We start from the raw sequence: 23487 nt of genomic DNA on the forward strand, positions 1-23487 counted from the left end.
TCCGCGGAAAGCGAGTTTATTTCCTCTGCGGTCTGAGTAAAATAGCTGTTTTTAGAATGAGCCTTTCGATAAAGAGAGGATGGAAGAAAAATCACACCACCACATTTGACAGAGAACCGGTTTTCATTATATCGAAGCTATGTGGCGTTTAGCTGCCGAAACCGATTAGCAAAAAAAGGCCCGAAAACCGTGGTCTATCCCCGCGTTCCGGAACTTTTCTAAGTAACTTCTTCCATCAAGGCTTGCAGCTCATCTTTGTTAATGATCAGATCGCCAAGGGTATATTGATCAAGTGTTTCCAAAAAGGCATGCAATGCTCTTCCAAGCACTCCTTGCAAACGGCAGGCATCGCTGATCATACAGGTATCCTTCTTCGATGGATCAAAACATTCAACGATAAAGAAATCTTCCTCCGTTTTTCGGACCACTTCCCCTATTGAAATGGTATGGGGTTCTTTTGCGAGCCGCAGCCCACCATTACGTCCTCTAATTGTCTCTATATATCCTAGCTTGCCAAGCTGATAAATGACCTTCATTAAATGGTTATGCGAAATATTGTATACGGCTGAAATTGTCTTTATTTGAACAAGCTGTCCTTCTGGACGGGTAGCCAAAAACATCAACACTCGCAATGAGTAATCGGTGTAGCGTGTCAATTTCATGTTGATCTTCCTCTTTTTTGATAATGGGTTAAGTGTATCATAATTTCCTAAACGGAGAGAATATGCGGTATTCCTCAAAGAATGCTTTTTGCCGGAAATATGAACGATTTGTGAAGGGATTGTGGCAATATTNACGGGTACATGGGTATAGAAATCAAGCCATCCAAGGCTGCCAACCGGGCTGCGGTGGTAAAAGAATGAAAGGCCGTATAGGTTAATGCCGTTGTTTTCAAGGCACTCGTACACCGTTGATAAAACTCCACCATCTGCAGTCGCTCGTAAAAGGTGCGTCCACAGCTGGTACATAATGACCACCAACCGGTTACTCCGATTGTTTGATCAACAACAGCTAAAAACAAGAAAGGTTCTTCCTCGGGCAATAGCTATTGATGAGTTCAAAGGAGATGCAGGAGGAGAAAGGTTCCAAACCAATGTGGTGGACGTGGAGAATAGAGAGATTATTGACATCCTTCCCGATCGAAAAGTAGAGACAATCGAAAAGTACTTACGTTCCTGTGATACCAGTAAAGTGGAAATCATCGTAATGGATTTATCGAAATCATTTAAGCAGGCAGTCCGCAAGGTAATATGAGATCCATTAATCATTGCCGACCGATTTCATTTCATGCGGCAGATTTATTGGGGATTGGATGAAGTTCGCCGGGAAGTTCAACGAGAGGTAGATAAGCAGACATGTATTCACATGAAGCGAAGTAAGAAGCTGTTGTGGAAGTCGCCTTCCAAACTGTCAGAAGAAGGGCGACAAAAGGTAGAAAAGCTTCTCCAGAACCATCCCCGTTTAAAAGAAGCGTATGGATTAAAGAACAGGTTGGATGAATGGTTAAAGACAAGTAATGCGAAGACAGCCGGAAAAGGGCTCTATAGAGCGAAATAGCGTAGCAGAGGAAATAAGCGAGACTCCTGCGGAAAAACGGGCGGACGAGACCCCACAGCGGGCTTTGCGAGGAGGCTCGGGTGTTCGTCCGCGGAAAGCGAGTTTATTTCCTCTGCGGTCTGAGTAAAATAGCTGTTTTTAGAATGAGCCTTTCGATAAAGAGAGGATGGAAGAAAAATCACACCACCACATTTGACAGAGAACCAGATAGGTGCATTCAATGATGACGATTTTCAGGCCAAAGCAGCTGGTTAGCAAACAAACGGAAGGAAATTCCTCCACTTGTCTCGCTGTTTGAAAAGCAGAGTAATACAATTCGTTAACTATTTCGTTACAAAGGTTTGTCACAGAGATAATCGGGGCATATAACAATTACTCACTGCTAGCATAAAAACAGCGATTTGGAGGATATATTATGAACATCTTACTAACATCCGGTGCAAGAAGAATAGATTTTATCGGCTTTTTTCAAGAAGCACTGAAAGAATCAGGAATCCTGGGAAACGTAATCGTTGCAGATCCAGACTATAATGCACCGTCGCTGCAGGTAGCGGATCGCTCCTACGTTATACCGCATCAGACAGAAGACAAATATACAGAAAAGATCCTGGAAATATGCCGGGAAAACGAAATAGAAATGTTGATTCCTTTAAACGATTGGGAAGTACCGAAATTAGCAGAGAATAAAGCTTCCTTTTGTGAGTTAGGGGTTAAATTATTCATTCCCGACTATGAAATAGTGAAAAAGGTAAGGGACAAAGGGAATTATCAACAACTGCTTGGAGAAATCGGATTAAAAGCGCCGAAGACTTATTTTACTATTGAGGAAGTCCAAGCCGGCATTAATAATGGTGAAAGCAATTTCCCATTTATTGTAAAACCGCGGAACGGCTCAGCGTCTATCGGCATTGAAATTGTCAATACGATGGAGGAGCTGAAATCAGCTTACCAATTGGCTGTCCATAAAATTGAGGAATCACCACTACGCTTTGACACAGAAGTTGAACCAGAAGACAATGTGATTGTCCAGGAAGTGATCGAAGGGGAAAAATTCAGCCTCGATATCGTAAATGACCTGGAAGGTAAATTTCTCACTTCGCTGGCCAGGAAACAGTTAGCTATGCGTGGGGGAGATGTCGATCGGACTATTACCAGTCAGGATCATGCCTTAGTGGAAATTGGCAAAAAAATCGGAGATCATTTTAAACACAATGGTTATTTGAACACCGATGTTTTTTATGATGGGAAAGATTATTATATTATCGACATCAACCCGCGTTTTGGTGGCGGCTATGCTTTTTCACACGCAGCTGGAGCCAATATTCCAGCAGCATTTATTGCTCTGGCGGCTGGGAAGCCAATCGATTTTGAATGGCTGACCTCCACGCCTGATATTGAATTGGCACGTTATGATTTGGTCACAAAAATAAATGAGGGAAAACTGAATAATCTAGCAGATTAATCATTTAGGAAAATCCGGCTTTTAAGAAGTCGGATTTTTTATGCTCTTCACCATACGTATGCATAACGGACAAGGGCATAAATCAAAAGATAGACAATTTTTATAAAATAAACAAACAAGAACAATACTTTTCTTGCCAAATCTATGATAAAATAATAGATGGAAACTGAAATGGCTATTAATGCGCAGCAGCTTCTCGCTGCAGCGCATTTTCTGTTTTTCCAATTCTAATGTTTCACGTGAAACATTGGAATGGTGGAGACCTATATAGCCAATGACCGTTTAGTAAAGGTGGTGTGTCTGACTATGTTNGGTTTTCATTATATCGAAGCTATGTGGCGTTTAGCTGCCGAAACCGATTAGCAAAAAAAGGCCCGAAAACCGTGGTCTATCCCCGCGTTCCGGAACTTTTCTAAGTAACTTCTTCCATCAAGGCTTGCAGCTCATCTTTGTTAATGATCAGATCGCCAAGGGTATATTGATCAAGTGTTTCCAAAAAGGCATGCAATGCTCTTCCAAGCACTCCTTGCAAACGGCAGGCATCGCTGATCATACAGGTATCCTTCTTCGATGGATCAAAACATTCAACGATAAAGAAATCTTCCTCCGTTTTTCGGACCACTTCCCCTATTGAAATGGTATGGGGTTCTTTTGCGAGCCGCAGCCCACCATTACGTCCTCTAATTGTCTCTATATATCCTAGCTTGCCAAGCTGATAAATGACCTTCATTAAATGGTTATGCGAAATATTGTATACGGCTGAAATTGTCTTTATTTGAACAAGCTGTCCTTCTGGACGGGTAGCCAAAAACATCAACACTCGCAATGAGTAATCGGTGTAGCGTGTCAATTTCATGTTGATCTTCCTCTTTTTTGATAATGGGTTAAGTGTATCATAATTTCCTAAACGGAGAGAATATGCGGTATTCCTCAAAGAATGCTTTTTGCCGGAAATATGAACGATTTGTGAAGGGATTGTGGCAATATTTAAAAACATGTATTTCAAATATTGCTTTTAAAACCTGAGAGTGAAAAGATGTATATGTAATACATCTTTAAGCGTTAACCATCATAAACCGGAGGTAATCCTATGTTAAGTCAAAAAACGATTGAAATTGTAAAATCTACGGTACCTGTACTAGAGGAACATGGTAAAACGATAACTACTCGTTTCTATCAACTATTATTCGACCATCATCCGGAGTTATTGAATATTTTTAATCATGCCAATCAAAAGAAAGGCCGGCAGCAACAGGCGCTTGCCAATGCTGTTTATGCTGCCGCGGCCCATATCGATCAGCTGGAAACGATTTTGCCGGCAGTAAAGCAAATATCCCACAAGCACCGCAGTCTCGGTGTAAAGCCAGCGCATTATCCGATTGTAGGAGAGAACTTATTGCTTGCCATTAAAGATGTGCTTGGAGAACAGGCTACAGATGAAATCATCGAGGCATGGGGAGAGGCATATGGCGTAATTGCCGATGTTTTTATCCAAGTCGAAGAAGAAATGTATCAGGAAGCAGCTGAAAAAGAGGGTGGATGGAAAGACTTCCGTCCGTTTATCGTGGACAAGAAGGTAAAAGAAAGTGATGTCATTACTTCCTTTTACTTAGTACCTGCAGACGGCGGCAAACTAGCCAATTATTTGCCTGGTCAATACCTTTCCGTGAAAGTGGATATCGAAGGAGAAGCTTATACGCAAATCCGTCAATACAGCCTGTCCGATGCACCGGGTAAACCGTATTACCGGATCACTGTGAAACGGGAAGAAGGACGAAACAATCCAGACGGAAAGATCTCCAACCATCTGCATGACTATCTGAAAGAAGGCGACACCCTGGATGTTAGTGCGCCTGCAGGTGATTTCACACTGGATTTAGATAGCAGCCGGCCAGTCGTGTTACTAAGCGGAGGAGTTGGACTGACGCCGATGATGAGTATGCTACGTACAATTGTTGAAAAACAGCCAGGACGGAAGGTTACCTTTATTCATGCTGCACAAAATGGAAACGTACACGCATTGGACGAACAGGTAAAAGAACTTGCTCGGAAAAATCAGGGTGTCACCAGCTATGTCGTGTACGACCATCCAACCGAAGCTGACAAAGCAGCTAAAAATTACGATAAAGAAGGTTACGTTACATTGCCGTGGCTGAAAGAGGTGCTTGGCACGAATCAGGCAGACTTTTACTTCTGTGGTCCTGTTCCGTTTATGGCGACCATCCATCAATTTTTACAAGAGTGGCAGGTTCCTGAGGATCGTATCCATTTTGAGTTTTTTGGACCGGCTATGAACCTGGAAACGGTTGTTTCGTAATAACGCTATAAAAGGTCCGTGCTAAAGAGGAGGCCACTGAAAATCTCCTTTTTATCACTTGTAGGTGCATGCTTTCCGCGGGGCGTCATCGCCGAACACTCAACTTGGCATCAATAGAGGTAAAACGAAAAGACTGTTTTCACCCGCATCAAGATTCGTGATAATCCGACGCTGCGAAAAAATACTCACTTTCCGTGGGGAACGCTTCACCCTCCTCGCTGGAAAAACGCCAGCTGTGGGGTCTTCAGACTGTTCCTTTTCCACAGGAGTCTCGCATTTTCCCGCAGCTTGGTATGGATTTCTGGACAGAAGGCAAGAAATTCCAAATCCATTCTTTTCGAGAATATTACTATTCCTAAGCTCTTAACAGAGAGGGTAGAACACATAGAAATTAGGAAATATAACCGATTTCCTTCGTGCGATGTCTCGCTGCCGCAGCTTTCCTTTTCCTGCTGAAGGAAAGGCCTCTATTACGCAGAGCTTTAGCTCGAGGAAGCTCACCAGCCGCCCGCGGAAAGCGCAGGGTATTTCCGCAGCGCCGGACTATCATCATCTTAATCTGAATTGGGGGTATCCGCGTATACTGAATTCTCACTCTATCAAAGAGCTTCAGTTTTTCAGCTCTTAACAGCAAGTGTAGAACATATAGAATTCTCGAAAAGACAACCGATTTTCGAACCATTCCTTGAGAGTATTCTCGGTTAGAAACAAAAAGCTGTTCAACACGTAGGGTATTTCCGCGGCGTTGATTAGGAGTTAGTGATATTATCCTGATTCCGGTATAGCATGAAAATGGGATCGGAGTGGGAGTCTAACAGCAACTGACGGCTGGAAAGCAATCCATATCCTTGCAAACGATGGCGAAAGTGTTATTAAATAATAATTGAAGTATTTATCCACTTTCTGCTTAAAGGAGGAATCGCGATGGCTTTCGTTATCACAAGTCCTTGTAAAGACGAAAAAGCGGCAGAATGTGTCACTGTCTGCCCGGTTGATTGTATAGAGGAAGGCCCGGATCAATTTTTTATCGACCCGGATATTTGTATCGACTGTGGCGCTTGTAAAGCCGTTTGCCCGGTTGATGCGATAGAAGAAGAGTACGATTTAACTCCGGAACAAGAAGTCGATCTTGAAAGGGCGGAAGCATTTTTCGCCAATCGTTAGCAATACACACAGAAAGGCAGGTTCTTCATTCAAGAACCTGCCTTTTTACAACGTGAAAAAGGAGGAGAAGCATGGATTACATATCCTATTTGCGCTCGATGGTCGGCCATGAAAAAGTGATCATGGTGGTTGCCGGGGTTTTTGTTTTGGATGAACACGGCCGTCTGCTGTTACATCTGCGTTCTGATAATGAGAGCTGGGGTCTGCCTGGAGGATATATGGAAATGGGAGAAACGGTTTCCGATGCGGCGAGAAGAGAAGTGTTCGAGGAAACAGGCCTGCGGCTTGGTAATTTGGAGCTGTTCGGTATTTATTCTGGTCCGGAAAAAGAAAAAACGCTTGGAAACGGTGACCAGGTAGCCATGGTCCAAATTTGGTTTTCCTGCAGAGAATATAGTGGCAAGTTAGTCAAAAATAATGAGGAAACCCTTGATGCCGATTTCTTTCCGTTGGACGATTTACCTGATCAATTGTTTGCCAGCCATATCCCGATCATCAACGACTATAAAAGTGGTAAAGAGTGGCCCATTGTTAATTGATTCTCGCAAAGCAATCCCGCCTGTATCAAATAGGAGGGATTGCTTCTTTCAATCTATTGATTGACCTGGCTGGTTGTCGAGAAGGGCTGTTTCTGCTTTTCCTCTTTGTCTAGAAAGCGTGCGTATTTTTTCGTCCAGTTTCTCAGAGCCATGAAGTAAAGGGCAATCGTTACTACGGCCAATGCTCCGATTACGTACCAAAAGCTACCGGAAACGACGGCATTCGGGTAAGCGAGACCGATAGGAGAAAATACCACATATACCACACACATAAGGGAGAGCAGTAAAATCGTGACAGGCAATGCATGTTTCCATGGGACTAAGCTGACTTTTGGATCCTTTTTAAAAATATAAGCTTCTTCCCGGGGTTTGATGAACCGAAAAGCAAGGATGATACCGACTTCAATGAGGAATAAGATACCGTAAACGTGGATATAGTTAATGTCCACGGAGAAGCCGAATAAGTGATCCGTTCCCCAAATCATCAAATAATAGGCTATCACGTGAAAAATTATGACCACCTTTGGTGCGATAGCAGGTGTATATTTGGATAAAACTGCTGCCAGCAGGATTGTCACGATCGGGATGTTGAAGAATCCGGTAAACTGCCTGATCAAATCCCATAACCCATTCGGTGCATACATAAGGAGCGGAGAGATGAAAAAGGTTATAAAGGCAATGATTGTCCCGAAGATTTTACTTATCTTGATCAGCTTTTCATCGCTGACGTCTTTTTTTGCCCGTGGCTTGTAAATATCAAAGGCAAACATAGTCGCGGCACTGTTCAATAGCGAATTGTAGGAGCTGAGCACTGCCCCTAACAAGACTGCAAGAAAGAAGCCGGATAAATAAGTCGGAAGCACGTTCGAAATCAATGTAGGGTAAGCCAGATCGACGTTTCGTAAATTTTCCCCGTACAAATGAAAGGCGATGATTCCCGGAATCATCATGAATAAAGGTACCAGCAGTTTGTAAAAACCGGAATACAGCACCCCTTTTTGTCCCTCTTCCAAGCTTTTGGCTCCCAGGGTCCGCTGGATGACGTACTGGTTGGACGCCCAGTAAAACAGGTTGGCGATGACGAGACCGGTGAATATGCTGCCAAAAGGTACCGAATCGTCCGGTCCTCCTATTGCGTTCAATTTCTCGGCATTATTTACGGTGATTTCCTTTATGCCGCTAAGCATGTCCCCGTTCCCCAGGGCAAAGAATCCTAGTACAGGAACAAGGATACCGATGATCAACAAACCGATTCCGTTTAAGGTATCGGATACAGCGACCGCTTTCAGACCTCCAAAAATGGCATAGGCAGCACCGATCAATCCGACGACCCAAACGACCAACCAAACGGATTGTACATAGGAAATACCTAATAAATCGGGAACATTAAACAACCGCAATACCGCTAAAGCCCCGGAATACAACATGGAAGGGATGGTGACGAATACATATCCGAACATGAATAAGACAACAATATATAGTCGAACCGTCTTGTCGAACCGACGGCTTAAGAATTCGGGGAGCGTTGTAACAGACCCCCCTAAGTATTTAGGTAGTAAATAAAGCGCCATGATGACGACGGCTATCGGGGCGGTGACCTCCCATGCCATATTGGATAAGTTGGCCCGGTATGCCTGTCCGTTCAAGCCGACTAGCTGTTCAGCCGACAAATTCGTTAACAGCAGTGACCCGGCTATAAACCCGCCAGTTAGCCCGCGTCCGGCAAGAAAGTATCCTGCTGAATCATTTACCTGATTTTTCGTTTGGCGGTAAGCTATCCAGGCTACCAGTCCCATAAAAAAGATACACGACAATAAGGTAAACCATAGATTGGAATGACTCATGGCAACTCGCTCCCCTTGTAAATTGGTTTTGGTGTGACCTTCCCCTTTTTTACTTGCTTCAAACCAAGCAGTAAAGCAAAACAGGAGGCGGGCGTTTAAGTTGCGGCGGGAAGGATATATAGGAAATAACCCAACTGACTGTTAAAGGAGGATGTATAAATGGAGGATCGCAGTCTCCAAGGTAAAACGGCGATTGTAACTGGTGCCGGTTCTGGAATTGGCAGGGCCTCTGCACTGCGTCTGGCTAAGTCTGGAGCAAAGGTCGGACTAGTAGATCTAAAGGAAGATAATGCTGCCGAAGTGAAACAGGCTATCGGTGATGCAGGTGGTGAAGCAATTATTATCGAGGCCGACGTCTCAGACGCTATTCAAGTAGAAAAGAGTGTCAAAAAAGTGCTCGCTACGTGGGGGCGTTTGGATTTTGTGTTTGCCAACGCAGGCGTCAATGGACATTTGGCTCCGATTGAGGATTTGCCTGTTGACGAGTGGGACCAAACGTTGACCAATAATCTAAAAAGCACCTTTTTAACCGTCAAGTATGCAATACCGGCAATGAAAGATAAGGGCGGAAGTATCGTCATCACCAGTTCCATCAATGGTAACCGGACATTTTCCGGTATCGGAATGTCTGCCTACAGTTCTTCCAAAGCGGGCCAAATGGCGTTTGGAAAAATGGCTGCATTGGAGCTGGCGGAATATCGCATACGGGTCAATATCATTTGTCCGGGAGCAATCGAAACAAATATCGGAGAAAACACTCATCCCGATCAGGAGAACTTGAAAAAGGTGAAAATACCGATAGAATATCCGGAAGGCAACCAGCCATTGGAACATGGTTCGGGAAAACCGGAACAGGTAGCTGACTTAATCAGATTTCTCGCCTCTGATGAGTCCTCCCACATCACGGGAACTGAATTGTATATCGATGGTGCGGAGTCCCTGCTGCGGTAGGCATATTTCCATGGTTTGACATCCACCCTGCTATCGTTTATAATTTATCTTGAAATCGAGATATTTTTTGGAAAACAGCTTAAAAGAGGGATGCATATGGAACTAAAAGGACTCCATCATGTTTCAGCTATAACGGCAAATGCGAAAAACAATTATGATTTTTATACAAAGGTTTTGGGAATGCGCCTGGTCAAAAAATCGGTCAACCAGGATGATACCAGTATGTACCACTTGTTCTATGCAGATGAGGCGGGCAATCCTGGTACGGACCTTACCTTTTTCGAAATTCCGCGGGCAGGGCACACTTACCCCGGTAACAACAGTATTTCGCTTACATCTTTGCGGGTGAAAAATGATGAGGCATTAGCTTTTTGGAAAGACCGTTTCGACGAGTACCAAGTTGTGCATGAAGAGATTATCGAGCAATTCGGAAGAAAAGTATTGTATTTTCGTGATCCGGAAGATCAGCGGCTTGCGTTGATATCAGATGACATCAATCAAGGTGTAGCTGGGGGCACGCCTTGGGAAAAAAGCCCGGTACCGCAGGAGCAGGGCATTATCGGCCTTGGACCTTCCAAGCTGACAGTCCCGCAGGCGGACCGGACCGTGCAGGTGCTGACAGAAATCCTTGGTTTCCGCAAGGTCGGAAATTATACCTCGAAAGGTGGCATTGCGATTCAGGTGTTTGCTACCGGAGAAGGCGGCACAGGCGCGGAGATACACGTCGAGGAACAGGAAGGGCTGCCTAAAGAGCGCCCAGGGCGAGGTAGTATCCATCATGTCGCGTTTCGCGTCGAGGATGAAGAAGAACTGGCTCAATGGGCAGAAAAAATCAAACAAGCGAGATTTCCTAATTCCGGCCTGGTTGATCGTTACTATTTCAAGTCGCTCTATTTCCGAGAGCCGAATGGGGTTTTGTTCGAATTGGCTACCGACGGTCCTGGTTTTGCAACGGACGAGGATATCGAACACCTTGGCGAAACAGTCGCATTGCCGCCGTTCCTCGAAGACAGGCGGGCAGAAATCGAAGCAAGACTGGAACCATTGGATACGACTCAGAATGGATAAAAAACAGCAGGGGAACATCTGCGGCGACTGAAAAACTGAAGGTCTTTGAAAAGTAGAATTTTAAAAAGCGGTCTGTATGGAATTTGATTTCCATACAGACCGCTTTTATCTAATTTCAATGATTTGTGCCCTCTATTTCTTCATGGATTCATCGAGAGAATAAATCATTTTACGGACGTTCTTGGAACGGCTACGCAATACTTCTTGAGGGGATGTTTGTTTGTATCGAGCCTTTGTGTGTGTCGCATCAAGGATGAGAGACTTCGATTGAATCACGCCTTTCCCAAGAGCGACCTCCACGGTTTTTCCAATCAGGAAATCTAAAAGGTTTGGGTCTTTCAGACGTTTACGACGGAAGTAAGCTAATAAGCTGGGATCAATGACGTCATCTTCTGGTGCCATTCAAAGAAAATCACTTCTTTTTCGTTTACCCTCTGTTGATTCCACGATGAGCGTGCGGTGGTGACGCCTGCGGGAACAGCGCGAGCCGAAGATCCACTTGGTTAAGTGATCTTCTTGACCAAGTTAGCTGAGGCCGTGCCCGCGGTAAGCATCCACCGATAAGCGATTGGTGAGAATCAACAACAAACTTTAAAATTTCTTCAAAATTAGAAAGGACTTTTTCAGTGGCCTCGAACATCTCCTGCTGTTTTTGTAGGGAAAATAGGTATTTTCCCTAAATTAAGAAATGCATTTATTATGTTAAAGTGTGGAAATAAGTGGTGATAAAATAGAAAGTGAAGACGATTAAAAAAGGAGGATTTCCGGTGAAAAAATACTTATTTACTTTTAGTATCTTACTTGTTTTGTTTGGTTGTTCTAATGATTCCCCCGAAGAAAGTACCAATCATTCTGAAAACCAAAGCCCTAATAATCAATCTGTGTTGGAAGAGGACATACAAACCATGATGGAGGAGCATGATTATTTGGCGGAAAACATTATAGACTATGAGATAAAAGATGATTTTGTTTATGTGTTTTCGTACATAAGACAAACCGGTCTGAGTGTTGCCGTTTTAAAAACGAATGCTGGATCTTTGGAGTGGATAATGGAAGAGAAGTCTATTGAGACCGTTTCGTTGGGAGACCCGGATGTAAACTCTCCAGTCTTAACAGTAGTACAAAGTGATAATTCTAATGTCAAGAATGTAAAAGTGGAAGGCAACAATGCCAAGTTGATTAAACAAACGGTTGAATTAGCTGATGATTATAATAAAGAAGTGGCATTCTGGATTTACTTTTCAGAAATGAATGAAGACTTTAAGAATCTGAAAAACCTTCCTTCAGAAGATGTGGAGTATATCGACTAATACATTAGGAAAGCTGATTGCACCCTCCCAGAAGGAGGGTGCGGTTGTCCTTAGTAGTTTTGAAAATTGTAACCCTCTAAAGTGTACACGCTAGTATATCTTATACTACCTTCATTTACTTGAACTTTAACTCCCCGGTGGATCCCCCATTTATTCCAATTATTTCCTATTATTGTTCCACGTTGCAGGAAAAGGTTGGAAAGAATTATCTAATTACTAATTCTTTTCAAGGAAACCTTCCTCAAACACTAAATTTAGTAAATATTGTTCAAATAGTTTATACAGTTTAAACTTTACGAATGGTTTAGGGGGTATCCAAATATATCCTTCCATTTGCTCTGGCTTTTTGCCCAACTTCCTATTTGATTATCGGTAATTGTTTAAGATCTTGGCTTAAAATAGGTGAAAGATTCATCATTTGTGCCGAATGGTTTGCTAATGAACAAAAAAACGGTATTCTGGAAAGGACAAGATAAACAGCGGAGGTAAACAGATGGCATTTCAGGCAAAAGCAGTGATTCTCGACATGGATGGAACCATGCTCGATCATGAAAACCGAGTGAGTCAAACATTAACCGATATCATTAAAACAATCCGTCAGAACGGCCGGAAAGTATTTATTGCTACCGGCAGGACGATAAAGGAAGCGAAGGATGCAACTCCTCATGACTTGGAAGTGGACGGAATTGTCTGTGCCAATGGCATGGTCGTGTACATGGACGGGAAGCAGATTGTTAAGCATTCCCTGGACAGCAATTTGGTTACAGAACTGGTCGGCCAGGCGCAGAAGGAGAAAATATATTATGAAGTTCACCCAATAGAGGGAAGCGGAGCAGCCTTGATCCGGGACAAGGCCTTTTTCATGGAAGAGATTCAGGATCCAAAACCTGAATCTGTCAAAGAGGATGAGTGGCTTTCCCGGAAAGCGGCAATTGCAGAAGATATTGAATGGACGGATAACCTACCAACAGAGGATGCTGCCAAGATCTATTTTTTCAGCAAAGATAAGCAGCGGATGACTGCGTGGAAACAGACGTTGGACCAGCTGAAGGAGAAGCATGATTTTAGTGCTTTTGCCTCTTCCGATCACAACGTGGAAGTGATGCAGAAAAATGTTTCTAAAGCTACGGGTATCCAATACCTGTTGGAGCATTACGCCTTGACCAATGAAGACATCATGATGATTGGTGACAGCGAAAATGACCTGCCTTTGATGGAAATAGCCGGTTACGCCGTTGCGATGAAAAATGCAGCGGATGTGGTTAAACAGCAGGTGGATGAAATAACAGCATACAGCCATAAAGAGGATGGGTTATATCACTTTTTATATGAAAAGTTTTCTGATTGAAGAAGGAGCTGTGCAGGCTCCTTTCTTTTTGGGAAAAATGAAAAGGATCGTGATGGGGTATGCTAGAAAGCTCCAGCGCACATTCCTTGCATGTGAAAATTAGGAATGGGGCAAAAGTTAGGTGCTCGTTTTGTAAGCGTTACATTTGTGGTGTGCGGAAGGACGTGCCATAATTAATTTATATTTTGAAAAGTGAAAATAATAGCGTAACTTGGAAGGAGCTGGTCAAATGAATTACCGTCAGTTAGGCAACACGGATTTAAAGGTGAGCGAGTTAAGCTTTGGCACCTGGGCAATCGGTGGTTCCTGGGGCAACACAAACGATGAAGAATCTTTGAAAGCTCTCCAGCAGGCAATGGATGCTGGTGTGAATTTTTTCGATACAGCCGATGTTTACGGCGATGGTCATAGTGAGGAGCTGTTAGCCAAAGCGACAAAAGGGAAAGAGGCTGATATCCATATTGCGACTAAATTCTGTCGGGCAGGGGATATTGAGGATCCGGAAACCTATTCGGAACGGCAGGTTAGGGAATACTGTGAAAACAGCTTGAAACGACTGGATAGGGAAACGATCGACCTGTATCAGATTCATTGTCCGCCGCTTGCCATCCTGAAAGACGGCAGTGTCTTTGAGGTATTGGATAAGCTAAAAGCGGAAGGGAAAATCCGTTATTATGGTGTCAGTGTCGAAACAGTAGAGGAAGGGCTTTATTGTTTGGAAAATACCGATGTTTCTGCATTACAGGTTATTTTCAATATCTTCCGGCAAAAACCATTGCAAGAACTGATTCCACAAGCTTATCAGCAGGGTGTTGGTGTTCTGGCGCGTGTGCCGCTTGCAAGTGGACTTTTAACCGGTAAGTTTAGCGAAAACCATAGCTTCCAGGCAGATGACCACCGTAATTTCAATCAGAACGGGGAAGCATTCAACGTAGGAGAGACCTTTGCGGGGCTGGAATTTAATAAAGGTGTCCAGTTAAGCGAGCAGCTTAGATGGATTGCCAACGACAGGGACAGCATGTCGAAAGCAGCGCTTCGCTGGATTTTGGATCACGAGGAAGTTACTTGCGCTATACCTGGTTTTAAAACGGTCAAGCAGGTTGAAGACAATCTGAAAGTATTGGATGTACCTAGCTTTAGTGCCGATGAGCTGGATAAGCTGCAAAAGTTTTACCAGCATGAAGTCCACGAACATATTCGTGGTGCCTATTAAAAATCAACATATCCAATAAGAATAGTAACAAAAGGGCTTCCATCGATAGGAAGTCCTTTTTAAAAATGGTAAATTAATTTAATTAAGCTATGGTATAATCTAGATATAAAAACAACAGGTGGGAAAAGCAATGCAGCGTGGAAGCTTTCAGTGGATGAAAACATTGAATAAATCAATTATCCTCAACAAAATAAGGACAAGCGGACCGATATCCCGGGCCCAGATAGCCAAGGATATTCAATTGACACCGCCTACAGTTAGCAGCATTGTCAAAGAACTGATCCAGCAGGGAATCGTCCGGGAGAGTGCTCAGGGAACCTCGCAGGGAGGCCGCAAACCGACGATGCTGATCATCAACAGTACTGAATTTTACGTTATCGGTATTGACGCTGGTCCACGTACCGTTAAATTTGTACTGGCAGATTTGTCAGGCGGAATAAAGGACGAACAAATAACCCCGGTAAACAGAGGAATCACTACACAACAATTTATTCATACCTTAAATGAAGGAGTTCAACGCCTGATATCAGCACAAAAACCTTTAGCGGACAAGATTGTCGGAATCGGCGTAGCCATGCATGGAGTAGTGAAAGTGGAAGAAGGTATCTCCGAATTTGCACCGAATTTGGATTTACATGACGTGGCGATCAAGCGAGAATTAGAAAAGGTATTCGACTATGAGGTGAAGGTCGAAAACGATGCGCGGGCGATGGCATTGGGAGAAGCCTGGTTTGGCAGCAGTAGTGGGGTGAAAAGCATGCTGGCATTGAACATCGGCAGCGGCATTGGTGCCGGGTTGATGATTGACGGCAAGCTCTTTCACGGCGAATACGATTTGGCCGGAGAAATCGGGCATATGACTCTCGATCTCCATGGTGAAAGATGTACATGCGGTAACAAGGGATGTTTGCAAACAGTAGCTTCAGGTCCAGCACTCGAAAAGCGTGCCAGACGGTTGGTCAAAGAAGGAAAAGCGGCGGGGCTGGCATCACTGGCAGGAGGTAAACCGGAGCAAATAACCGGTGAACTTATCTATCAGGCGGCAGTCCAAGGAGACGAAGATTCCAAAAGCATCCTGGAGGAAACCGGAACATATATCGGTATCGGCCTCACCAATTTAATCCATATCATTAATCCAAGCAAAATCGTCATTGGTGGAGGTGTCTCCAATGCCGGGGACATGATATTACTGCCAATCAAGCATACGATAGAAGAAAGAGCGCTGACTGCTGAAGCAAAACAGACAGAGATCGCCATTTCTCCATTAAAAGAGAATGCTACGGCTTTAGGCGCTGTAGCCCTGATGCTGACAGAATTGTTTGATCCAATGGCTGCTAATGTGTAAAAGTAGAAAACGCTGCAAATCAAAAAGGATTTGCAGCGTTCTTTGTTTTGGATTTATTTGAAAGAGGGTGCCACCTGCTTTTTTACTCTACCAGTCCAAATTGAAAGACCGTCCGGGAATAATAGTCTTCCCCCGCAGGCAGAAAGCAGGAAGGAAATCCTTCATGATGGATAGAAGCGGGAGAGGACTGCGTTTCAAAGCAAACACCCAAGTACGGTGCTGATTCCCGTTCTTTCAGCTGTAAGCCTTCACCCAAACCATTGGAGGTGTACATCACCATTCCGGGCTGGTCGGTTTCCACAATCATTTTCCGTCCGCTGTTTTTCTCAACGACAGAAACTTTGGCTCCCGGGTTCTTGTCAAAAGTAAAGAAATGATCATAGCCATGACCAGCATAGATGTTTTGCTGGTTATCCGAATGGATGCCATCTTCGATATTTCTTCCTTCTTGGAAATCAAACACCGTGCCATTGACATCAAGCTTGTTTCCGGTTGGAATCAGTGCTTCATCTAGTTCGACAAACTGGCTGCTGTCGAAGGTTACGTTATGTTTCTGGATACCTGTTTTTAAATTACCGCTTAAATTGAAATACGAATGATTAGTCGTTGTCAACACGGTGTCCTTGTCTGCTGATCCCTGATATGTAATCGAAAACTGGTTGTTGTTATCGAGTGTATAAGTAATTTTCATATCCAGGTTGCCAGGATATCCGTTATGTCCGTCTTCCCATTGTTGGGTAAAGACAATGCCGACTGTGTTTTCCTTTTCAAACGTTTCGGTTTGCCAAATGGTTTGATGAAATGCTCCCGGACCACCGTGTAAGTGGTTTTCCCCTTCATTTGGGGGAAGTTGATAGGTTTCACCGTTAAGGGAAAAGGAGGAGCCTTCAATCCTTCCGGCGACACGGCCGATCAAGGCCCCGAAGAAGTTCGGGTTGTCGAGATAATCTTCGTAGTTTTTATATCCGACCACGATGTTCTCCTTTTGCCCATGTTTATCTGGCGCCAGGATTTCCGTGATAATTCCACCAAAATCAAGGCAGCTCAATTCGATGCCGCGGTCGTTGCTCAAGGTGAACCGCTTCCATGTTTTCCAGCTGTTAAGCTTGATTTGTTCCTGTTTGATTTGCATGCCCTACACTCCTTGCTGGTCTTGATTTAACGCAGTGATAAATCGTTGGAAAGCCTTTGTACCCAATTCATCTCTTTTGAAGACACCTGCATCTTCTAATACTTTGGTGAATTTTTTTCCAACTTCATCCTGCAATATTGCTTCGACATTCGTTTCATCAATCCGGTTCTGCTCTTTGATTTGTTCTGCCCATTGCCAGTGGTGGGCAGGTATCTCAGTTGTTTCTCCAAGTAAATAGCTGCTGACCGCTTCCAGTTCGGTTTTTAATCTGGCTGGAAGGACTGCCAATCCCATTACTTCGATCAATCCGATGTTTTCTCTTTTTATATGGTGGACATCGTCATGCGGATGAAAGATCCCCAGCGGGTGCTTTTCAGATGTGCGGTTGTTCCGTAAAACGATGTCCATTTCCCATTTTCCGTTCCGCATCCGGACAATTGGTGTAACGGTGTTATGGGGGATATCTCCGCTATAAGCTTTGATGGACACACTTTCATCCGTATAACTGCGCCATTTTTGCAAAATATGGTCTGCTGCATCGACCAACTCCATCCGATCAGATGAAGACAGGCGAATGACGGATAAAGGCCAGTCGACTATGGCAGCATGTACCTTCGCATAGTTTTTCAGTTGAAAGGATTGCGTTTCGGCAGCAGTTTCCATAGCGAATTGATAACGTCCGCCCTGGTAGTGATCATGGCTGAGAATCGATCCCCCGACAATCGGTAAGTCAGCATTGGAACCTAAAAAGTAATGCGGGAATTTTTCCACAAAAGCAGTCAGGCGCAGGAACGTATTCCGGTCGATTTTCATCTCACGGTGCTCCTCTGCCAGTACGATACTGTGTTCATTGTAATAAACATATGGCGAATATTGGAGGAACCAGTTTTCTCCTTCCAAAGGTACTTTCACTACCCGGTGGTTAGACCGGGCAGGATGGCCGATTCTGCCGACATATCCTTCGTTTTCTCTGCATAACACACACTGTGGATAGCCGATAACCTGTTTTTGTTCTTTTTCCCGCCTGATTTGCTCCGGATCTTTTTCAGGTTTGGAAAGATTGATGGTGATATCCATTTGTCCATAAGCAGTGTCCGCTTTAAAATGGATATTTTTCCTGATTCGTTTCATCTGAATATAATTGCTGTCTTTGCTTAAGGCATAGAAATAATCGGTAGCAAGTTTCGGCGCATCCTGATACTTAGCTTGAAACGTTTCCTGGACGGCAGAAGGCTTGGGCAGGAATATATTCATCAGGTTGGCAGTGAACATTTCCTTTTCATCCAGTACATCCTCCAGGACCTCCCGTTCCACTGCAAAGTCGACAAGTTCCTCGACTAGGTCGGGGATGGATTTCTGCTCATGGTTGGCAGGAGTTTCATTCTGAAAGTCACTAATTTTCAACAGGCCAAGCAGTTGATTCCGTACATAAACGGTATCCTGTTGGTCAATCAGTTCTGCTGCCACGGTTTTATCTATTAAACTGGTAATCGTTTGAAAGACAGACATTACGCTTCAACTCCTCCATCATAGCCATGTGGATGGGTACGATGCCAGTTCCAGGCATCCTCGATAATGGTTTCAATTGAGGTGCGCGACGGCTGCCAGCCCAATATGCGTTTGGCTTTATCTGCAGAGGCGATCAGGACACTCGGATCTCCTGCCCGGCGTTCGCCGGAGATAACCGAGATTTGTTTCCCGGTCACTTTCCGGGCACTGTCGATAATTTGCTTGACAGAGAATCCCTGATTGCTCCCAAGATTGAAAATGTCACTTTCCCCGCCATTATCCAAATAAGACAATGCCAGCAAATGAGCGTCAATAAGGTCTTCGACATGGATGTAGTCCCGTATGCAAGTACCGTCCTCGGTATCATAGTCTTCACCGAAAATCGTGATGTGGTCACGCTGTCCCAAAGCCGTTTGCAATACAATCGGAATCAAATGGGTCTCTGGCCGGTGGTCTTCGCCGATTTCCCCAGTCTTTCTCGCGCCGGCTACATTGAAGTAACGAAGAGAAACGTATTTGATGCCGTAAGCAAGTGCACACCATTTCATCATTTTTTCCATCGTCAATTTTGTTTCGCCGTAAGTGCTTTCCGGTTTCGTTGGCATCTCCTCGGTAATCGGAACCGTTTCTGGTTCCCCGTAGGTTGCTGCTGTGGAAGAAAACACAATTTTATCGACGTTGTGTTCCTTCATTGCTTCGAGAACGGCTTGGGTTCCGTACACATTGTTGTCGAAATATTTGAGAGGCTCCTGCATTGATTCGCCAACTAGCGAATTTGCGGAAAAATGCAGGACCGCATCAATGTCTTCTTTGCTAAATACATCCTTTAAAAACTGTTTATCACGAATATCGCCTTGATAATAGATAGCATCTGGATGAACAGCTTGCTGATGACCGGTCTCCAAACTATCAACCACGACTACCTGGTGTTTTTGATCAATTAATTGATAAACTGCGTGAGAACCAATGTAGCCTGCTCCTCCTAATACCAAAATACTCATCTAGTCCACTCCTTTTAACGTTTTTTCTCATTATCTTTGTTGCTTGTTTTATAACTCGCCGGAATTTGGTACACGCTGTTTTATAGCTTCCTGGCTCCGTCGCTGATCGCTGCCGGATAAAAGGTAGCATCATACCCGACTTGCTCGCGGTAAAGCTTGTTGACATTTTCAGTAAAGCTGTCGACGTTTTCTTCGGGAACAATGGCGATCGCACAGCCGCCGAAACCAGCACCTGTCATTCTTGCACCCAAAACACCTGGTTGTTCCCATGCTGCTTCGACAAGTGCATCAAGTTCTTTCCCTGTGACCTCATAGTCTTGCCGCAAGGAAATGTGCGACTGGTTCATCAATTTTCCGAATTGTTCGAGGTCATTCGCTTTTAAGCTTTGCAGCGCCTTTAACGTCCGTTGATTTTCATATACGGCATGCCGGGCGCGCTTACGGTCGATCCTTTTTTGGATGACGTGCTTGTTTGCTTCAAACTGCTCTTCTGTTAAATCTCCAAGACTCTCAATCGGAGTTGCTTTTTGTAAATCAGCAAGCGCCCTCTCGCATTCGGTCCGGCGCTCGTTGTATTTCGAGCCTGCCAATTCTCTTCGCTTATTGGTGTTGATGATCATCACCACATACCCTTCAAGCTTAAAAGGGGCATAAGCATATTCGAGCGTTTGACAATCAAGTAAAATAGCATGATCTTTTTTGCCCATTCCAATGGCGAATTGGTCCATAATCCCGCTATTGACACCGATATACTCGTTTTCGACCTTCTGGCCGAGCTGAATCATTTTGATGCGATCAATCGATAAATCGTACAGCGACTCTGCAACCACTCCTGTAACCATTTCGATCGAGGCTGACGAGGATAATCCTGCACCATTTGGAATATCGCCAAAAAAGACAATGTCAGCTCCTGATGGAAGGTTATGTCCATCCTTTAGTAAATAGTTTATCATGCCTTTTGGATAATTGGCCCATTGATCTTTCTCCTGATAATTCAGCTGCTTTAGTTGCGTTTCGATGATACCGGTTTCTGGAAAGTTGACTGAATAGAACCTTAAGGTTTGGTCGTTACGTCTGCGGGCAGCCGCATAAGTTCCAAAGGAAATGGAAGCGGGGAAGACGTGTCCGCCGTTATAATCTGTGTGTTCTCCAATCAAATTGATCCGTCCCGGTGCAAAAAAGGTTGTTGGTTTATCTGTTGTCTGAAAAACATCCTGAAACGTCTTTGTTAGCTGTACAGAATCCATGCATTTACTCCTCTCCAATCGGTTATATTGAAACTTAATTAAATTAATTAATTATCTTACATTCAGCTTACTACGCTTTCTTTTCGTTTTCAAGTTCTTTTTTAAACTGTTTTGTAACGTTTCGAGTTTGCTTCAATAGATATAAATGATAAACCTCCTGGAAAGGAGAATTGACACAATTCTAAAATCTGATAAGATGAATTTGATACAAGTGATAATGATTATCACTATTAATAAAATAATGCTCGTTCATTTGATAGATATATTGCATAAAGGAGGAGAGAATTCATGAATCTTTCTGAATTGATGAAAAGCAGACGGTCCATCCAGCTTTACGAAGATCGCCCGGTCCCATTGGAAGAAGTAAAGCAAATGCTGGAAGCAGCCGTATGGGTTCCGAATCATAAAATGACACAGCCTTGGCGTTTTATCTTTGTTCATGGTGAATCGCTTAAAAAGGTGGCAGAAATTAACCGCAAACTGGGCGAGAAAGGTACGGACCCGGAAGAGCGCAAGGCAAATGGAGAAAAAGCGTACCAAAAAATCGCCAATGTACCAGCATTATTGGTTGTCACCATTAAAGAAAACCATAACCCAAAACTCCGGGAAGAAGATTATGCTGCGACAAGTTGTGTGATACAAAACTTCAGTCTGCTTGCCTGGGAAAAAGGAATCGGCATGATTTGGAAGACAGGTGCTATTACGATGGAGGATGCGTTCCGTGAAGCTGTTGGAGTACAGCCTGGAGAACGAGTAGCAGGTATGCTGCAAATCGGTTATCCGGCAAAAATACCAAAACCAAGACCAAGGACAGATGTCCAACAACTGATTACGGAATTAGATTGAAGAGCAGCAGAAATGCTGTTCTTTTTTTTATGTGTAAGGAAAGAAGAAGCCCCCGATTCCGAGGCCACAGAAAAAGTCCTTTCTAATCCAGAAGAGATTTTAAAGTTTGTTGTTGATTCTCACGAATCGCTTATCGGTGGATGCTTGCCGCGGGCACGGCCTCAGCTAACTTGGTCAAGAAAATCACTTAACCAAGTGGATCTTCGGCTCGCGCTGTTCCCGCAGGCGTCACCACCGCACGCTCATCGTGGAATCAACAGAGGGGAAATGGCACCAGAAGATGACGTCATTGATCCCAGCTTATTAGCTTACTTCCGTCGTAAACGTCTGGCAGGGTGGGCAACGGTGCAAGGTCACTGCCATCAGCAAAAAAAGGAAGCCCAGCTGCGGGAGGGCTGGTAGCTTCCATTAACAAAGGGGTATTCAATGTTAGGTTAACCAATAAATGCTAAGGGAGTATGAACCCGCCATGAAGATTTCGTAAAGTAGCGTTATAAGGAATAAACTTTTGAAAAAGGAAAGCTTTTTCCTCAAGGTGGGGAGCAAAAAACAAGACACAATTTCTGTTAAGCGGATTTCCTTAAATGCTGTCTTTTGATAGTTTAATAGCTAGATTTACCAAGAACCGGTTCTGAAGGTGAACCGGTTCTTATTTTTATTCTAACTAGCATTTTTTCTTTGAAAATCAATGGTTGTTTTCTTATTTTAATATGGTATTACCATAGAATCCAGGCAGCAAAAAGGTATCATCTTCCTATTAAACCTATTTTTTTTTACAATTTCATGTATAAAAACCGGGATTATTGCCCCACAATTACAAATATGACAAGTCTATGAAAAAGAGTTACCGTTGTAATTTACTCTTAAATAGGCTGTAACCACAATATGGATTTGTCTATGTTACTATAAGCCTTGTGAGAAATTTTGAGGAGGGAAACACAGATGAAGAAATTCGTAGTATCTCTAGCTACAGGACTTGTTATTGCAGGGACAGCTGCAACATCTGCATCCGCCGAAGACTATCAAGTAGATTCAGGCGATACGCTTTGGGGAATCGCCAATGACTACGACGTATCTGTTGAGACACTGAAAGATCTTAACAAGTTGGATTCAGACATTATCTACCCAGGACAAGATTTAGAAATAGATAAAGCAGAAACGTACAAGGTTAAGAAAGGAGACACGCTATACAGCATCGCTGATGATTATGGCGTAAGCGTCTCTGAATTGAAAGAATGGAACAAACTATCAACTAGCGTGATTCTGCCGGCGCAAGAATTGTTTGTAGAAGAATCCAATAATCTGGATATCATTCCACAAGTAGCAAACGAACCGGTGGATACAGAAACAGCTAAAGAATCTAGTAATGAAAAAACTGCGGAAGCAAAGACTACCCAACCTGAACAAAGCTCTGAAAAAGAAGCAGATGGAAAAGTGGTGACCGTTGAATCTACTGCTTATACAGCAGATTGTGCCGGTTGCTCCGGAATCACTGCGACGGGAGTCGACTTAAATGAAAATCCGAACGCTAAAGTGATTGCTGTTGATCCAAAGGTCATTCCGTTAGGTTCTAAAGTCTATGTAGAAGGGTATGGCGAAGCGATTGCGGCAGATACCGGCGGAGCAATCCAAGG

General features: G+C 43.8%; 20 protein-coding genes and 2 pseudogenes. 14 read left to right on the plus strand and 8 right to left on the minus strand.

The features are described from left to right. Window positions 1-218: 218 nt before the first annotated feature. Window positions 219-662, minus strand: coding sequence for an Rrf2 family transcriptional regulator (locus BN1067_RS05705; protein ID WP_053217923.1), 444 nt, complete (start codon window positions 660-662; stop codon window positions 219-221). A gap of 307 nt (window positions 663-969) precedes the next feature. Here BN1067_RS05705 and BN1067_RS05715 point away from each other — a divergent pair. Together BN1067_RS05715 and BN1067_RS05720 are read left to right on the plus strand one after the other, a co-directional pair. Next, window positions 970-1542: pseudogene (locus tag BN1067_RS05715) on the plus strand (transposase); the annotation flags it as partial. Between the two features lie 430 nt (window positions 1543-1972). Then, window positions 1973-3019 (plus strand): ATP-grasp domain-containing protein, encoded by a 1047-nt coding sequence (locus BN1067_RS05720; protein ID WP_053217724.1) that lies wholly within the window; start codon window positions 1973-1975, stop codon window positions 3017-3019. Window positions 3020-3431: 412 nt separating this feature from the next. Here BN1067_RS05720 and BN1067_RS05725 read toward each other — a convergent pair whose 3' ends face one another. Continuing rightward, the gene (locus BN1067_RS05725) at window positions 3432-3875 is read right to left on the minus strand and encodes an Rrf2 family transcriptional regulator (protein ID WP_053217923.1); all 444 of its coding nucleotides are present in this window, start codon (window positions 3873-3875) and stop codon (window positions 3432-3434) included. Window positions 3876-4109: 234 nt separating this feature from the next. Between BN1067_RS05725 and hmpA the strand changes: the two genes are divergently transcribed. The 3 genes from hmpA (at window position 4110) to BN1067_RS05740 (ending at window position 7039) form a co-directional block, all read left to right on the plus strand. Then, entirely contained in the window at window positions 4110-5336 is a 1227-nt protein-coding gene (gene hmpA / locus BN1067_RS05730) for an NO-inducible flavohemoprotein (RefSeq protein ID WP_053217924.1), read from the plus strand. Between the two features lie 924 nt (window positions 5337-6260). Next, on the plus strand, window positions 6261-6500 hold the full coding sequence (locus BN1067_RS05735) for an indolepyruvate ferredoxin oxidoreductase subunit alpha (protein WP_053217925.1): 240 nt from the start codon (window positions 6261-6263) through the stop codon (window positions 6498-6500). Between the two features lie 71 nt (window positions 6501-6571). Continuing rightward, window positions 6572-7039 carry an NUDIX hydrolase gene (locus tag BN1067_RS05740; RefSeq protein ID WP_053217926.1) on the plus strand — a complete coding sequence of 156 codons (468 nt, stop codon included), beginning with the start codon at window positions 6572-6574 and terminating at the stop codon, window positions 7037-7039. A gap of 53 nt (window positions 7040-7092) precedes the next feature. Here BN1067_RS05740 and BN1067_RS05745 read toward each other — a convergent pair whose 3' ends face one another. Continuing rightward, entirely contained in the window at window positions 7093-8883 is a 1791-nt protein-coding gene (locus tag BN1067_RS05745) for a solute:sodium symporter family transporter (protein WP_053217927.1), read from the minus strand. 159 nt (window positions 8884-9042) lie between these two features. Here BN1067_RS05745 and BN1067_RS05750 point away from each other — a divergent pair, with 159 nt between their 5' ends. Both BN1067_RS05750 and BN1067_RS05755 read left to right on the plus strand, forming a co-directional pair. After that, window positions 9043-9834, plus strand: a complete 792-nt coding sequence (locus BN1067_RS05750; RefSeq protein ID WP_053217928.1) for an SDR family oxidoreductase — start codon at window positions 9043-9045, stop codon at window positions 9832-9834. Between the two features lie 96 nt (window positions 9835-9930). Then, complete coding sequence (locus BN1067_RS05755) at window positions 9931-10902, plus strand: ring-cleaving dioxygenase (RefSeq protein WP_053217929.1); 972 nt, start codon at window positions 9931-9933, stop codon at window positions 10900-10902. Between the two features lie 135 nt (window positions 10903-11037). Here BN1067_RS05755 and BN1067_RS05760 read toward each other — a convergent pair. After that, window positions 11038-11304: pseudogene (locus BN1067_RS05760) on the minus strand (IS5/IS1182 family transposase); the annotation flags it as partial. Window positions 11305-11669: 365 nt separating this feature from the next. Between BN1067_RS05760 and BN1067_RS05765 the strand changes: the two are divergent. The 4 genes from BN1067_RS05765 to BN1067_RS05780 all read left to right on the plus strand — a co-directional run bounded on the left by BN1067_RS05765 (window position 11670) and on the right by BN1067_RS05780 (window position 16118). After that, complete coding sequence (locus BN1067_RS05765; protein ID WP_053217931.1) at window positions 11670-12212, plus strand: membrane lipoprotein lipid attachment site-containing protein; 543 nt, start codon at window positions 11670-11672, stop codon at window positions 12210-12212. 493 nt (window positions 12213-12705) lie between these two features. Further along, window positions 12706-13560, plus strand: a complete 855-nt coding sequence (locus BN1067_RS05770; RefSeq protein ID WP_053217932.1) for a Cof-type HAD-IIB family hydrolase — start codon at window positions 12706-12708, stop codon at window positions 13558-13560. Window positions 13561-13789: 229 nt separating this feature from the next. Next, window positions 13790-14773 carry an aldo/keto reductase gene (locus tag BN1067_RS05775; RefSeq protein ID WP_053217933.1) on the plus strand — a complete coding sequence of 328 codons (984 nt, stop codon included), beginning with the start codon at window positions 13790-13792 and terminating at the stop codon, window positions 14771-14773. Between the two features lie 130 nt (window positions 14774-14903). Further along, window positions 14904-16118, plus strand: a complete 1215-nt coding sequence (locus tag BN1067_RS05780) for an ROK family transcriptional regulator (protein WP_053217934.1) — start codon at window positions 14904-14906, stop codon at window positions 16116-16118. Window positions 16119-16200: 82 nt separating this feature from the next. Here the strand turns inward: BN1067_RS05780 and BN1067_RS05785 are convergent, their stop codons facing one another. The 4 genes from BN1067_RS05785 to BN1067_RS05800 all read right to left on the minus strand — a co-directional run bounded on the left by BN1067_RS05785 (window position 16201) and on the right by BN1067_RS05800 (window position 21007). After that, window positions 16201-17250 carry an aldose epimerase family protein gene (locus BN1067_RS05785; RefSeq protein WP_053217935.1) on the minus strand — a complete coding sequence of 350 codons (1050 nt, stop codon included), beginning with the start codon at window positions 17248-17250 and terminating at the stop codon, window positions 16201-16203. A 3-nt stretch (window positions 17251-17253) separates the two neighbouring features. Then, window positions 17254-18759 carry a UDP-glucose--hexose-1-phosphate uridylyltransferase gene (gene galT / locus BN1067_RS05790; protein WP_053217936.1) on the minus strand — a complete coding sequence of 502 codons (1506 nt, stop codon included), beginning with the start codon at window positions 18757-18759 and terminating at the stop codon, window positions 17254-17256. Then, window positions 18759-19760 carry a UDP-glucose 4-epimerase GalE gene (gene galE, locus BN1067_RS05795; RefSeq protein WP_053217937.1) on the minus strand — a complete coding sequence of 334 codons (1002 nt, stop codon included), beginning with the start codon at window positions 19758-19760 and terminating at the stop codon, window positions 18759-18761. Before galE ends, galT begins: the two co-directional genes overlap by 1 nt. Window positions 19761-19840: 80 nt before the next feature. Next, the gene (locus BN1067_RS05800) at window positions 19841-21007 is read right to left on the minus strand and encodes a galactokinase (protein ID WP_053217938.1); all 1167 of its coding nucleotides are present in this window, start codon (window positions 21005-21007) and stop codon (window positions 19841-19843) included. A gap of 288 nt (window positions 21008-21295) precedes the next feature. Between BN1067_RS05800 and BN1067_RS05805 the strand changes: the two genes are divergently transcribed. The 3 genes from BN1067_RS05805 to BN1067_RS20100 all read left to right on the plus strand — a co-directional run. Next, complete coding sequence (locus tag BN1067_RS05805; RefSeq protein ID WP_053217939.1) at window positions 21296-21853, plus strand: nitroreductase family protein; 558 nt, start codon at window positions 21296-21298, stop codon at window positions 21851-21853. A gap of 267 nt (window positions 21854-22120) precedes the next feature. Continuing rightward, window positions 22121-22255 carry a hypothetical protein gene (locus BN1067_RS20390; RefSeq protein WP_267893599.1) on the plus strand — a complete coding sequence of 45 codons (135 nt, stop codon included), beginning with the start codon at window positions 22121-22123 and terminating at the stop codon, window positions 22253-22255. Between the two features lie 540 nt (window positions 22256-22795). Next, window positions 22796-23487 (plus strand): LysM peptidoglycan-binding and 3D domain-containing protein (locus BN1067_RS20100; RefSeq protein ID WP_053217941.1); only part of this gene is annotated, 692 nt, incomplete at its 3' end.

This window comes from Virgibacillus senegalensis (genome assembly GCF_000821245.2).
GTDB classification, from domain to species: Bacteria; Bacillota; Bacilli; order Bacillales; family Amphibacillaceae; genus Sediminibacillus; species Sediminibacillus senegalensis.